At 48.6% G+C, this 16,714-nt stretch carries 1 protein-coding gene; it reads left to right on the forward strand.

Annotated features, from left to right (window positions below; genetic code table 11):
* Nucleotides 1-8 precede the first annotated feature (8 nt).
* Nucleotides 9-16,688 carry a non-fimbrial adhesin SiiE gene (siiE, locus tag ACLJTG_RS14485; protein ID WP_410959011.1) on the forward strand — a complete coding sequence of 5,560 codons (16,680 nt, stop codon included), beginning with the start codon at nt 9-11 and terminating at the stop codon, nt 16,686-16,688.
* Nucleotides 16,689-16,714 lie beyond the last annotated feature (26 nt).

Genomic DNA, 16,714 nt, shown 5'->3' on the forward strand with positions numbered 1-16,714 from the left:
ATAATATTATGGGAAATAAAAGCATACAAAAGTTTTTTGCCGATCAAAATTCTGTAATTGATTTATCTTCTTTGGGTAATGCCAAAGGCGCAAAAGTTTCTCTTTCCGGGCCAGACATGAACATTACCACGCCGCGTGGTTCAGTGATCATTGTCAATGGCGCCCTTTATTCAAGTATCAAAGGCAATAACCTCGCTGTTAAATTTAAAGATAAGACTATTACTGGCGCTAAAATTCTGGGCAGCGTAGATTTAAAAGATATTCAACTAGAGAGAATTGACAGCTCATTGGTAGATTCTGCTCAGGTAGAAAAGAAAGGTAATGGCAAAAGACGAAATAAGAAGGAAGAAGAGGAATTAAAAAAGCAGCTTGACGATGCTGAAAACGCAAAGAAAGAAGCTGATAAGGCGAAGGAAGAAGCAGAGAAAGCTAAGGAGGCTGCAGAAAAAGCGCTCAATGAAGCGTTTGAAGTACAGAACTCGTCAAAGCAAATTGAAGAAATGCTGCAGAACTTTTTGGCTGACAATGTAGCAAAAGACAATCTGGCTCAGCAAAGCGATGCTTCCCAGCAAAATACACAGGCTAAAGCAACGCAGGCTTCTAAACAGAACGATGCTGAAAAAGTTCTTCCTCAACCTATTAATAAAAATACCAGTACTGGCAAAAGTAATAGCAGTAAAAATGAGGAAAATAAGCTCGATGCTGAGTCTGTTAAAGAGCCGCTTAAAGTCACATTAGCGCTTGCGGCAGAGAGTAACAGCGGTAGCAAAGATGATAGTATAACTAATTTTACCAAACCTCAGTTTGTAGGTAGCACTGCTCCCAATGCCACGGTCATTATTAAAATTAATGGTATTGCTGTCGGTCAGGCTGTAGCGGATAGTTTGGGTAACTTCACCTTCACTGCGCCTGAAACATTGACTGATGGAACATATAATCTGGAGGCAGAGGCCAAGACTGCTGATGGGAGCGGTAGCGCCAAACTTGTCATTACTATCGATTCCGTTACCGATAAGCCAACATTTGAACTTTCGCCTGAAAGTAGTGTGTCCGGTCATAAGGGCTTAACGCCGACCTTGACGCCTTCAATTGTTGGTACGGCGGAAGAGAATGCTAAGGTTGACATTTATGTAGATAATAAACTGGTTGCCAGCGTTGATGTCGATAAAGATGGAAACTGGAGTTATGAATTTAAAGATAATGAATTATCTGAGGGCGAAAATAGTATAAAAGTCGTTGCCGTGGATAAAGCAGGTAATAAAAACGAAACGACGGATAGTATCATAACCGACACCATTCCTCCGGAAAAGCCGACGATTGAGCTGGATGATAGTAGTGATTCCGGCATTAAAAATGACAACATTACAAATAGCACCCTGCCAACATTTATTGGTGTGGCGGAACCCGGTTCTACAGTCTCTATTTATCTTGGACTTAAACATCTTGGTGAGGTCATTGTTGCTAAAGATGGGACATGGAGCTATACGCTTACTACGCCGCTCAAGGATGGCGAATACAATATAACAGCAACTGCTACTGATATTGCCGGGCATACCTCAGCGACGGCAAATCTGCCTTTTACTATTGATACCCGTATCAGCTATTTCAGCGCTGAGATTGAAACGACTGATGATAGCGGTATTGTCGGAGATAACGTTACTAACAATACTCGCCCAACCTTTACAGGTAAAACTGAGCCAAATGCTATTATCAGTGTCATAAATAGTGAGACTGGCGAAGAGGTTATTTTTAAAGCGAATGACAAGGGCGAATGGACATTCAATTTCACTTCCGACTCAGTGGAAGGGGTTAACAATCTTACGTTCACTGTTGAAGATGTCGCTGGCAACAAAAAGGATTTTTCCTTTAGTTACGTTATCGATACTGTTGCCCCTGTACCTCCGACGGTTTCTTTGGAGGATTTTGTTGTTTTACCGAATGGTATAATTTTATCAGGGAATGATTTACCGGCTTTAGTCGGTACGGCAGAGCCAAAGTCTACCATCTTATTGATGCGAGATGGTAAATTATATGACAGCATTGAGGTTGACTCAAACGGGACCTGGAATTATCAGTTTAGTAATAAATTTCTTCAGGGCGCCTATGATATTGAAATCATCTCTCAGGATGCCGCCGGTAATAAATCCTCTACTGTTAAATATTCTTTTACTATTCAAACTGAAGTTGTACCTCCAAAAGCGGAACTCGATGCCAGTGATGATTCTGGTGCAAAAGGCGACTGGATTACCAATAAACATAATGCTCTGACATTACTGGGAACAGCGGATAGGTTTGCTACCGTAAATATCCTTATCGATGGTAAAACGATAGGCGTGACGACTGCGGATGCAGACGGTAACTGGAATTTTGATATTTCCCGAAATCTGTCTGACAATGTTTATAAGATTACGGTTGAATCCATCGATCCTTTAGGAAGAACGTCATCTGTAGATTATCAGCTTACCATTGATAGCTTTACGCCGATCCCTACTGTTATGTTGCATGATAGCGCTGATTCTGGCGTTAAAGGCGATATGATTACTAAAATTAATACGCCGTTGTTTACCGGGATGGCTGAAGCTAATGCTAAGGTTTCCATCTATGTTGACGGTGTGTTAAGTGGTGAGGCTATTGCTGGCGATGATGGTGTATGGAATTTTCAATTTACCACAGCGTTATCTGATGGCTCGCATGACGTAACGGTAAAGGTAGAAGATATTGCCGGTAATACTGCCTCCTCATCAGCGTATAATTTCCAAATCGTAACGCAAACGCAAAAACCAACAATAGAGTTGGTCAACGATACGGGGGTTGATAATACAGACCATATTATTAATGAAAAGAATCCTGCACTGACAGGAACCGCTGCACCCTATTCAACGGTTAAACTCTATATTGATGGCGCACTGATCGCTGAGGTCAGAACAAATAAAGATGGCAGATGGGAGTATACCCTGAAAGCCGATCAAGGTTTGGTTGATGGCGATCATAGAATAACCGCTTCAGTTGAAGATATCGCTGGCAACATTGCTCATTCGGATCCTTTCTTAATTAGCGTCGATACTGCTATTTCAATACCGATAGTTTCATTGAGCCCGGATTCAGATTCGGGAATTGCAGATGATAATTTAACGAATATCGTTAAACCTACCTTGCACCTAAAAGATATTGATCCGGACATTATCAGTGTTCAGGTATGGGATGCCGCGTCTGATACGCAGATCGGTGTTGCCACGCAACAACCTGATGGTTCATGGGCCTATACCTTTACTTCAGATTTAACGGAAGGCTTGCATCAGGTTTATGTCAAGGTTGAGGACATTGCGGGTAATAAAGCGAACAGCGCGGTATTCGATTTTACTATCGATACCACAGTATCAACGCCGGTGATTTCCCTGCTTTCTAAGGATGATACGGGGGTTACAGGCGATAACCTGACCAATATCAATAAGCCAGGTTTTGCTATTTCCGGTGTTGATGCTGATGCGCATCGGGTCGTCGTACAGGTGATGCACAATGGCGTGAGCGAAGAGATCGAACTTTCCCACCTCAATGGTAGTTGGTTATTTATACCAGGGAATACGTGGGCGGATGGCAGCTACACGTTAACGGTGAAAGTAGAAGATAAGGCAGGAAATACCAACTACTCAGCGCCGCTGACGGTCGTTATCGATACCCAAATCGCCATTGATGGGGTGGAACTGGTCAACGATAGCGGCGTGAAAGGCGATAATATGACCAACGACGACCGTCCCCACTTTCGTGTGACGGTACCTACGGATGTCAATGAAGTCCGTCTGAGCATTGACGGTGGTAATTCGTGGGTTCAGGCAACTCCGGGCGTGGCAGGAAGCTGGGAGTATATCTGGCCGACAGACCTGGCAGATGGTCAATACACGCTAACGGTGGAAGCGACTGATAAAGCAGGCAATACAGTGACGAAGACCATCGATTTCGCGGTGGATACCACGCTGTCAGTGCCGGTCATCGTACTGGATAGCGCGGACGACACCGGCATCCAGGGCGATAACATGACGAATAGCACCCAGCCGACATTTGCCCTGCAGCATATTGATGATGATGCCGTTCGCGTTACGGTCAGCGTGGAGCATGGCGGCGTCACCACCACATTTGACGCCACGAAAGGCGTAGGCGGATGGAGCTTTACGCCGACAGGGGCGTGGGCGGATGGTGATTATACCCTGAGTGTGTCAGTCGAAGATAAAGCGGGGAACACCAGCCATTCTGCATCGTTGACGGTGACGGTGGACACGCAAATCGCCATTAATAACATTGAACTGGTCAATGACAGCGGTATTCCCGACGATAATCTGACTAATAACGTGCGTCCGCACTTCCAGGTGACGGTACCGACGGATGTCAACGTGGTGCGCCTGAGCATTGACGGCGGCAAGACGTGGTTCAACGCTACCCAGAGCGCGACGCCGGGCGCCTGGGATTATATCTGGCCGGATGATGTGGCCGACGGAGGCTATACCCTGACGGTAGAAGCGACCGACAAGGCGGGAAACAAGACGACGCAGGAACTTGATTTCACCATCGATACCACTCTGTCTGTGCCGACCCTCTCGCTGGACAGCGCAGATGACAGCGGCATCGCGGGCGATAATATCACCAATGTTAAAACGCCGGGCTTTACCCTCAACAATATTGATACCGATGTCAGCCGGGTGATAGTGGAGGTAATGCACAATGGCATTAAACAGGAGGTGCCACTGGTTCAGACCGGCGGACAGTGGCGCTTTGCGCCGACCAGCGACTGGGCGGACGGCGACTATATCCTGACGGTGAAGGTAGAAGATAGGGCCGGAAATGTGAAGCAGTCCGCGCCGTTGACGGTGACAGTAGACACGCATATCGCCATTGACCGTATTGAACTGGTTAACGACAGCGGTATCCCCGGCGATAATCTGACCAATGAAGCGCGCCCGCACTTTCAGGTGACAGTACCGGCGGATGTTAACGGTGTAAGACTGAGCATTGATGGCGGCAAAACGTGGTTTGACGCCACGCAGAGCGCGACGTCGGGCGTCTGGGATTACACCTGGCTGACGAATGTGGCTAACGGCCCTCACACCCTGATGGTGGAAGCGTCCGACAAGGCGGGAAACAAAACGACGCAGAAACTGGACTTCATCATCGATACCCTGCTGTCAGAACCGACTATTACCCTGGACAGCGCGGATGATAGCGCCGCTGGCGATAACATCACCAACGTTAAGATGCCAGGCTTTACCCTCGGTAATATCGACGCCGACGTGACCAAAGTGGTGGTGACGGTGGCGCATGATGGTAAGAACCAACAGATAGAGTTGATTAAGAACGGCGGTGTGTGGCGCTTTACGCCGGGCGCAGCCTGGACCGATGGCAACTATACGCTGACGGTAAAGGTAGAAGATAAGGCGGGTAATACAAATTATTCTGCGCCGCTGACGGTGACTATCGATACGCAAACGTCTATTGATCGCATTGAACTTCTTAATGACACGGGTATTGTCGGGGATAACCTGACCAATGAAGCACGTCCACAGTTTCATATTACGGTACCGACGGACGTGAACTCTGTGCAACTGAGTCTTGATGGCGGCATCAACTGGGTTAACGCAACGCTGACGTCTGACGGCGTTTGGGAGTATATATGGCCGACAGATCTGGTCGAAAATACGTATATCCTGACAGTGAAAGCAACCGATGTTGCAGGCAACACGGCGACGGAAACGCTCAATTTTATCATTGATACCACATTGTCGACACCGACCATCACGCTGGATAGCGCAGATGATAGCGGCACCGCCAACGATAATAAGACTAACGTTAAAACGCCGGGTTTTATTATCGGCGGTATTGATTCTGACGTGACTCAGGTCGTCGTGCAGGTGATGCGCGATGGTCACAGCGAGGAGGTGGAGCTGACGCAGACTAACGGGCAGTGGCGTTTTGTACCCGGCAGCGCGTGGACTGATGGCGACTATACGCTGACGGTAACGGTGAAAGATGAGGCGGGTAATATTCGCCACTCAGCGCCGTTGACGGTCACCATCGATACGCAAATCGCCATTGACCATATTGAACTGGTCAATGACAGCGGTATTCCCGACGATAATCTGACTAATAACGTGCGTCCGCACTTCCAGGTGACGGTACCGACTGATGTCAACGTGGTGCGCCTGAGCATTGACGGCGGCAAGACGTGGTTCAACGCGACCCAGAGCGCGACGCCGGGTGTCTGGGATTATACCTGGCTGGCTGATGTGGGAGAGGGGAAGCATACCCTGACAGTGGAGGCGACCGACAAGGCGGGAAACAAAACGACGCAGCAACTGGACTTCATCATCGATACCCTACTGTCAGAACCGACTATCGTGCTGGACAACACGGACGACAGCGGAACAAAAGGCGATAACCTGACCAACGTAAATAAGCCGACGTTTTTACTGGGCAATATTGACGCAGACGCGCGGTATGTCACGGTTGAGGTGCAGCATGGCGGCACGAAAGAAGTGCTGACGGCTACCAAAGACGCGACCGGCAACTGGAGCGTAACACCGACCGGTACATGGGCAGATGGCGACTATACGCTGACAGTGAGGGTGGAAGATGAGGCGGGGAACGAAAAACACTCAGCGTCGCTGACGGTCACTGTTGATACCCAAATCACCATTGATGCTATTGAACTGGTTAATGATAACGGTATTCCCGGCGACAATATGACTAACGACGCCCATCCGCAGTTCCGCGTGACGGTACCGGGGGACGTTAACGAAGTTAGTCTGAGCATTGACGGTGGCGTGACCTGGGTTAAGGCGACACAGAGCGCGACGCCGGGCGTCTGGAATTATACCTGGCCGGGCACCGTGCCGGATGGCGACTATACGCTGAATGTGAAAGCGACTGACAATGCGGGTAATACGGTGACGGAGACACTCCACTTCACTATTGATACCACGCTGTCAGTGCCGGTCATCGTACTGAATAGCGCGGACGATACCGGTGTCCAGGGCGATAACATGACCAATAGCACCCAGCCGACATTTGCCCTGCAGCATATTGATGATGATGCCGTTCGCGTTACGGTCAGCGTGGAGCATGGCGGCGTCACCACCACATTTGACGCCACGAAAGGCGTAGGCGGATGGAGCTTTACGCCGACAGGGGCGTGGGCGGATGGTGATTATACCCTGAGTGTGTCAGTCGAAGATAAAGCGGGGAACACCAGCCATTCTGCATCGTTGACGGTGACGGTGGACACGCAAATCGCCATTAATAACATTGAACTGGTCAATGACAGCGGTATTCCCGACGATAATCTGACTAATAACGTGCGTCCGCACTTCCAGGTGAAGGTACCGACGGATGTTAACGAGGTACGCCTGAGCATTGACGGCGGCAAGACGTGGTTCAACGCTACCCAGAGCGCGACGCCGGGCGTCTGGGATTATACCTGGCTGGCTGATGTGGGAGAGGGGAAGCATACCCTGACAGTGGAGGCGACCGACAAGGCGGGAAACCAGACGACGCAGAAACTGGACTTCATCATCGATACCATGCTGTCAGAACCGACTATCGTGCTGGACAGCACGGACGACAGCGGAACAAAAGGCGATAACCTGACCAACGCGAATAAGCCGACGTTTATACTGGGCAATATTGACGCAGACGCGCGGTATGTCACGGTTGAGGTGCAGTATGGCGGCACGAAAGAAGTGCTGACGGCCACCAAAGGCGCGACCGGCATCTGGAGCGTAACACCGACCGGTACATGGGCAGATGGCGACTATACGCTGACAGTGAGGGTGGAAGATGAGGCGGGGAACGAAAAACACTCAGCGTCGCTGACGGTCACTGTTGATACCCAAATCACCATTGATGTTATTGAACTGGTTAATAATAACGGTATTCCCGGCGACAACCTGACCAATGACGTTCGTCCACACTTCCGCGTCACGGTGCCAGGGGATGTCAACGAGGTACGTCTGAGTATCGACGGCGGTAATACGTGGGTTCGTGCAACACAGGGCACGGCAGGGATCTGGGATTACACCTGGCCGAAAGATGTGACCGACGGGCTACATACCCTGACGGTAGAAGCGACCGATAAGGCGGGAAATAAGACGACGCAGACGCTCGATTTTACCATTGATACCCGGCTGTCAACGCCTACCATCACTATGGATAGCAGGGACGATACAGGTGCCATTGGCGATCATATTACGAGCGTCAAAAGACCGGGCTTTACCATTGGCAATATTGACTCCGATGCGCAATCGGTCATTTTGCGGATCACACAGGGCGGCAATAGCCAGGAAGTGACACTAACCCAGGTTGGAGGACAGTGGCGCTTTACGCCAGATGCTGACTGGGCGGACGGTAGCTATACACTGACGGTAGAGGTAACGGATAACGCAGGAAACGTTCGTCAGTCCACGCCGCTGATAGTGACGGTAGATACGCAAACCAGCATTACTGATATTACATTGGTCAATGATCATGGCGTGCCTGATGACAATCTAACTAACAGCACCCGTCCGCAGTTTGAGATCACGGTGCCGGCGGATGTGAATTCTGTGCAACTGAGCATTGATGGGGGCGCAAACTGGGTGAGCGCGGCGCAGGGTATTGAAGGCGTCTGGGGCTATACCTGGCCAACGGATATGGGCGATGGAAAACACACCCTAACCGTCATGGTCACCGACAGAGCGGGCAATACGGCGACGCAAACGCTTGAATTTTTCATCGACACCCGGTTGTCGACGCCGACTATTGCGCTGGATAGCACGGATGATACCGGTACGCCTGGCGATGATATGACCAATCGCACCCGACCGACCTTTATTCTGCAGAATATCGATTCGGATGTTATCAACGTTACAGTCAGCGTCACGCATAATGGAACGACAACCTCGTTTACCGCGACACAGGGGGCTGGAGGCTGGAGCTTTACACCGCCAGCGCCGTGGGGCGACGGTGATTATACGCTGACGGTGACAGTGGAGGATCGGGCGGGAAATACGCGTCCGTCTACGCCGCTGACGGTGACAGTGGATACGCAAATAGCCATTGATCATATTGAATTAGTCAACGATAGCGGCGTCCCTGGCGATAATGTGACAAAACATGTGCGTCCGCAGTTCCAGATCTCGGTACCGGATGATGTGGAAAAGGTTCTTCTGAGTATTGACGGCGGCACGACCTGGGTTACCGCAATCAAGAGTTCGACGGCTGGCATTTGGGATTACACCTGGCCGACGGATATGCCAGAGGGACAGCATACCCTGACCGTGGAAGTGACTGACGGTGCGGGTAATAAGATGACGGAGACGCTCAATTTCACTATCGACATCACGTTGATGACGCCAACCATTGAGCTGGCGCCCGATCAGGATACCGGACAGAATAAGAACGATAATCTGACCAGCGTCACTCAGCCAGTATTTGTGTTGGGGAGTATCGATAAAGATGTTCGACACGTGGAATTGAGTATTGAGCATAACGGCACGTTTAAAACGGTGGTACTCACCGAATCAGCCGACGGCTGGCGCTATCGACCGGATTCTGCTTTGGCGGACGGTAGCTACACATTCACCGTGACGGTAACAGATGTGGCAGGCAACCAGCAAACATCCGCGCCTTTAAAGGTGACGATAGACGGTACGTTGACTACGCCGGTGATTGAACTGGCAGCTGGCGAAGATAGCGGTACTGTTGGCGATCGCCTCACCAATCACGATCGGCCTGTGTTCGACATACGCCAGGTTGATTCTGACGTTACGCGCGTGATGGTCAAAGTAACTTACAACGGTAAAACGCACGAGGAAGCGGCGGTATTCACCAATGGTCAATGGCGCTTTACGCCTTCTGCGAGCTGGGCTGATGGCTCATATCAGTTAGCCGTTGTGGTGGAAGATCTGGCGGGGAATGTAAAAGAGTCTGCGCCGTTTGAGGTGCGTATTGACACCACGACAACCATTAACAATATCGTATTGCTTAATGATACTGGCGTGCAGAATGATCAATTAACGAATGTTGCCAAACCGTCATTCAGAATTGACGTTCCCGGTGATGTCGTCCAGGTACGCGTAACCCTGGATGGTGGCGCTAACTGGAATGTGATACGCAAAAATGCCGACGGACAGTGGATTTTTGACAGCCCGAATACTCTGGTTGACGGCACATATACCCTTCGCGTAGAGGCCACGGATGAGGCAGGTAATATTGCGAATAAAGATTTAGTATTTAATATCGATACTAATATACAGGTTCCGACTATTGCTTTAGACGCAGGACAAGATACCGGAGCGAATACAGCCGATAATATCACTAATATTTCACGACCCACCTTTACGATTGGTAATGTTGACCCCGATGTTATCAAAGTCGTGGTGACGATTGATGGTCATGATTATAACGCGACTAAGGTTGGGGCTGGTTGGCAATTTACGCCAGGCAATGCCATTCCGGATGGTTCTTATAATATTACCGTTACGGTTGAAGATAAGGCCGGAAATACCGCGACATCGAAACCATTACCTGTTGTGATAGATACGACGGCTGAAATTGAAAGCGTCACGTTGGTTACAGATAGCGGTGATAGCGATGTAGATAACATTACCAAAGTCGACAAGCCGCAGTTTAGTATTGTTACCGCTGATGATATTACCCATGTGCGCGTTAAAATCGATAACGCCGCTAATTGGATTGAACTCACAAAAGGAGGGGATGGCCGCTGGATATTTAATGTCGGTTCGGCATTACCTGATGGGCAACACACTCTCTTGGTTGATGTGACTGATATCGCCGGCAACGTTGCGCAAGAAACGCTGCAGTTTACGATTGATACGACTCTGCGAGAGCCGACAATTGTACTCGATCCCACCCATGATACTGGTGATGATACTAATGATAATCTTACCAGGATTAACAAACCGGTGTTTATTATCGGTAATGTCGATAATGATGTATCACACATTGTGGTTCATATTGATGGTCGGGATTACACCATTGAAAACACAGGGGGGAATTTAACCTTTACGCCGGATCAACCGCTGTCTGACGGTCAGCATACGATCTCTGTTACCGTAACGGATATTGCTGGTAATACCAAAACATCGGCCGAACTGAAGATTGAAATCGACACGCAGGTTCAGATTGACAGTGTTACGTTAACAACAGATAGCGGCGTCAACGATCACGATAATGTCACCAATGCTACCCGTCCCTCTTTTGAAATTGCAACGCCTGATGATGTGACATCGGTGCTGGTTTCTTTCGATGGCGTAAACTGGACGCCCATCAGTAAAAATGCGGCCGGGCAGTGGGAATTTACTGCAGGTAGCGCATTGCCTGATGGTCATTATACTCTCCATGTCCAGGCGACGGATCGGGCAGGGAATACGGCAAATTCCACGCTGGGCTTCACCGTGGATACGCAGATTGACGGCCTGAGCGTCGTGATGCTGGACGACGCCGGAAAGGATTCTACGGATGGTATTACGAATATTACCTCTCCACGTTTTGAAATTTCAGCCAGAGAACCGCTGCAGAGCGTGACGGTAATTTTAAACGGGAAATCCAGCACACTGACTCAGGGGGCAGGTAATAAATGGCTGTTTACCCCTGATACACCGTTAGTGGATGGAACTTACAAAATAGAAATAGTGGCTGAAGATATCGCAGGTAATAAAATTAGCAAAGAGGTATCATTCACAATAGACACTATTGTTTCTGATCCCAGTATTGATTTGCTGGATGCGGATGATACTGGCGAAAGCGCTGTTGATAATATTACGAGTGTCACTAAACCACGTTTCGTTATTGGCAATGTACCCGCCGATATTGATACTGTTGTAATCAGAATTAACGGCGTTTCTTATCCGGTTACGGCAAATGGCAATAACCTCTGGGAATTCCAGGTTCCCGTTGCGTTAAACGATGGCGTATATGAAGCCGTTGTTGTCTTCAGAGATATTGCCGGAAATACTTCTGAAACTAAGCTGCCCTTTACCATTGATACCACGACAAGCGTCAGTGTCAGAATGGAGCCAGCGTCTGATACCGGAAATTCCAATAGCGATAACCTTACGAATAAGCAAAATCCCAAATTCGAAGGTACTGCAGAGCCCAATGCGAAACTGGTGATTACCATTGTTGACGATAAGTCAGGTCGGGAGGTTTTAAAACAAACGATTACGGTTGGCGCTGATGGCAACTGGAGTGTGACGCCGAATATACTGCCGGATGGCATGTATACCATCAACGTCGTCGCAACAGATGTCGCGGGAAATACTGCGCAAACGCAGGAAAGATTCACTATCGATACGGTTACGATCGATCCCACCATTCGCCTTTCGGATCCATCTATTGATGATCAGCATGAAGCAACCAGCCTGCGTCCTGAGTTCAAAGGGTTTGCCGAAGCGTTCTCGACGATTATGATTCAGTGGGATGGGAAAGTGGTCGGCTCCGCAAACGCCAATGCGAATGGCGAATGGAGTTGGACGCCGCCATCAGTATTAGCGCCAGGCTCCTATGTTGTGAGCATTGTTGCCAAAGATAAAGCGGGTAATGAATCGTCGCAGGTCGACTTTCCTGTCGTAATACCTGTTATTGATGTCACGCCTCCAACCATAAAGCTCAGCGAGGAGAGCGATAGTGGTGCCTTAGGAGACTTTACCACGAATAATAAAACGCCGACCCTGGTTGGGAACACGTTACCTAATGCGATTGTGAGTATTTATGTGGATGGCGTGAAGGTCGGCGAGGCGACAGCGGATACAGCGGGTCGATATACTTTCCAGTTATCGGAAATGAAAGATGGCCATTATGTCGTCCAGGTGGGTATCGTCAACCCTCGCGATAATAGCGAACTGCGTTCCACCGCCGTTGATGTCACTATCGATACCGAGGTTGCTGAACTGGTATGGAATATATCTGGAATGCATGAGGGCGGATATATCAATACGGTGACGCCGGAGATTGGCGGCACCAGTGAGCCAAACAGCAAAATCACTATCTTTGTGAATGGCGTTGAAAAAGCGATTGCTTATACGACAGGCGCAGGACACTGGGGCGTAGTATTACCTGCTTTGGGTAATGACGGTAATTATGTATTAACGTTTAAAGTTGAAGATGTTGCCGGCAATATCAGAGAGTTTGGTCCGCAGAATGTGATACTGGATACGGTAATTTCGCCGTTAACCGTGGTATTACGCGAAGCTGATGACAGTGGCAAAGTTGGCGACTGGATCACCAATAAATCTCATGTCACCATCGATGGTACTGCCGAAGCCGGAAGTACTTTAACCATCAGGAGTCCGCAGGGGGTGGTTATTGCTACCCTGGTGGTAGGCAATGATGGTCGATGGAGCGCAGAATTAGATCTGCGTGAAGGTAGTAATGCCTTTGTCGTGGTATCGGAAGATAAAGCGGGCAACAGCCAACAAAAAGATATCCTGATAGAACATGATACGCAGATTGAAATCAGCGATATTTCATTAAGTCGGGATACTAATAGCGGTGATAAATATGATCTGATTACCAATAATAAGTCTCCGGTACTGGTTGCCATGACCGATCCCGGCGCGACGGTACAGGTTTATATTAATGGTGTGTTACAAGGCACAGTAGAGGCGAGTTCGTCAGGTAATATTAGCTATACCATGCCGGCAAATAGCGCCGACGGCGAGTATCAGGTGCAATTTGTTGCTACGGATACTGCTGGTAACCGGGTTGAGTCTGCGATTACAACCGTGACAATCGATTCTCAAATTGCTGTCTTTGACATTGATGAAGATTCATTACCGGCCCTCTCTAATAACCGGGCGTTGTCAGTCTCAGGTGTCGGGGAGGCTGGTTCTCAGGTCAGCATCTTTGTCGATGGTAAATTAGTCAACGTTGTTATGGTTGAGGCTGATGGCACATGGCGCGCGCCGATACTGCTGCAAGATGATGGTACGTTTAATATTCATTTCAGTATTACTGACGTTGCTGGCAACACTGAAGTGAGCAAGGATTATAGCGTGGATGTCGATTCATCAACCGACTTCCCAACGCTCAACCTTGAAGATGCAAGCAACTCTGGTTCACTTGACGATCTGATTACTAATCACAACAAGCCTGTGTTAGTTGGCACCGCAGAAGCGGGAGCCACAATCCATATTTATGTGGATGAAAAGATCGTGGCAAATGTGCTTGTGCTTGAAGATGGAACCTGGTCCTACCAGTTTGATAATGCGTTAAAAGATGGTGAATATTCTATCCGTGTGGTTGCCGAAGACCCGGCAGGTAATACGGCAGAATCGCCTCGCTTACTCGTCACGATAGATACCAGTACGTTTATCGATAATCCTGCTATGGTGGCAGGTTCTGATAACGGTATTTTTAGTAATGATAGTATAACGAGTCAGACCCGGCCTACGTTTAGTATTTCTGGAGAAATGAACCAGAGTGTTCAGATTTTCATTGATGGGGTGTTAGTCGATACGATCACGGTGACGGACAGAAATCAAGTTTATCGACCTGAGTCACCGTTGGGCGATGGTTCCCATAGCATTTATTATGTTATCACCGATAAAGCAGGCAACACGGCTACCTCGAAAACGCTAAACTTTACTATCGATACCTTTAATACGACGCCTGTCGCCATTGATTCTATCGGTGGACAAACGTTAGCAGAGATGACCGGTAGTGATGGCAAAATATATATAACGGACACGACGCGTAACTTATTGTTTAGTGGCAGTGCCGAGCCCAATAGCAAAATAGAAATCATCATTAATGGCTTAAATGTGGGGGAAGTTTGGGTTAATGAAAAAGGCCACTGGCAGATGCCGGTGAACCCGCTTTATTTCACAGAAGGCCAACTGGATATCACTGTTAAATCTACGGACCGTGCTGGTAACGTAAATCAGGAAAAGTATTCCATTTGGGTCGATACGCATATCCAGGTATTTACCAGCGAGCTTGATGACAATAAATCATCATCGAAAACGGACTGGTGGAGTAATAGCTCCACTATTACCATGAGAGGTATGGGGGAAATTGGCGCTACGGTATCATTAATCGTGGCAGGGGTCACGTTGGCAACCGCTGTCGTTGCGGCTAATGGGCAGTGGGAATTATCGACCGATCAGCTTCCGGAAGGTAAATACGATATCACGTTGAGTATTGAGGATAACGCAGGCAACCGTAAGGAAGAGGTACATGAAATATTTATTGATCGAACGCCGCCAAACGCTCCGGTCGTAACGTATTCAGATATTGTCAACGATCTAATTATTATGCAGGGGACGGCGGAAGCCAAATCTCAGCTAATAATAACCGATAGTAATGGGAATACTTATACGTTAACTGTTCCTGATAATGGTAAATGGAGTATGGCGATCCCGTATCCATCGGAAGGGAAGTTTACCATTACGAGTGTGGATGCGATTGGTAACCGGAGTGATGATGTCCCTCTCGATATCATGAAAGAGGTTCCCGTTATTTCATTATCTCCAGACTCAGACAGTGGTACGGTGGGCGATAATATTACGCGAGATAAGCAACCTACCTTTATTATCGGGAATCTGGAAAGCGATGTTGTGGTCGTTCAGGTCGATATCAATGGGACCGTATATAATGCTGAAAAAAATGCCGATGGCGTTTGGTTCTTTACGCCAGGTACACCGTTAGCTGATGGTTCCTATACGATATCGGTAATCGCAAGCGATGCCGCGGGTAATCAGAAAAACTCGTTACCCATTACCGTTACGATCGACAGTACGCTGACCGTGCCGGAGATTGCGCTGGCAGCAGGTGAAGACAATGGCGCTTCAGACAGCGATAACGTGACGAATCACACCCAGCCTAAGTTCACGCTGCAGCATATTGATGCTGATGTGACCGGGGTGACCGTAAACGTGACGCATAATGGCGTGACAGACATCTATCAGGCGACGCAAGGCGCGGATGGCTGGACCTTCACGCCGCCAGCCGCCTGGAATGACGGTAACTACACGCTGAGCGTGACGGTGGTGGATCGCGCGGGGAATTCACAGCAATCTGCTTCGCTAGCGGTGACGGTTGACTCAACGGTGACGGTAACAGCGGATAGCCAGCATGACGATGCGAGCGATGACGCCACGGCAACAGCGGTTACTCCACCGGAGTCTGAAACAGTGAATGCCGAAAGCGCTACGCATCTTCGAACTGTGCCGTCTGCGGCGGAAGAAAGCGTGGTGAAGGAGACAGCCTATAGTATTACATTGTTAAACGCTGACTCTGGGGATGAAATAGATCGTTCAATTAGTCAGACACCTTCTTTTGAAATATCAGTACCTGAGAATATTGTTAATGTCAGTGTTATGTTTGAAGGAGAAGAGTTTACTCTGCCGATAACTAACCAGAAAGCAATATTCGAAGTTCCGCTATCTTTGGAAGATGGTGAATATACTATGGACGTGAAATTCATTGATAAGGACGATGATTTCCTGATTAAGGAGAAAACATTCTCAGTCGATCACTCCTCGGCGGATATTGTGAACGCAATGAATGCAAGAGGAAAGACCGAGGATGATATTAATGATTCCCCTTCAACGAGTTCTGTAGGGCACAACAATAACGGCGCTATTGATGTTTTCGCCGTTAATGAAGTTACGCTACCTGTAGATAATCAAGAAGAACACGCATAATAACGGAGGCCCCTCACCTTTGGGTG

The organism is Salmonella sp. SAL00672, assembly GCF_046552175.1.
Lineage (GTDB): Bacteria > Pseudomonadota > Gammaproteobacteria > Enterobacterales > Enterobacteriaceae > Salmonella > Salmonella enterica.

Bases quoted from the DNA above. Each gene is read 5' to 3' on its own strand.
- siiE (WP_410959011.1), top strand. From the start codon at position 9: ATGGGAAATAAAAGCATACAAAAGTTTTTTGCCGATCAAAATTCTGTA.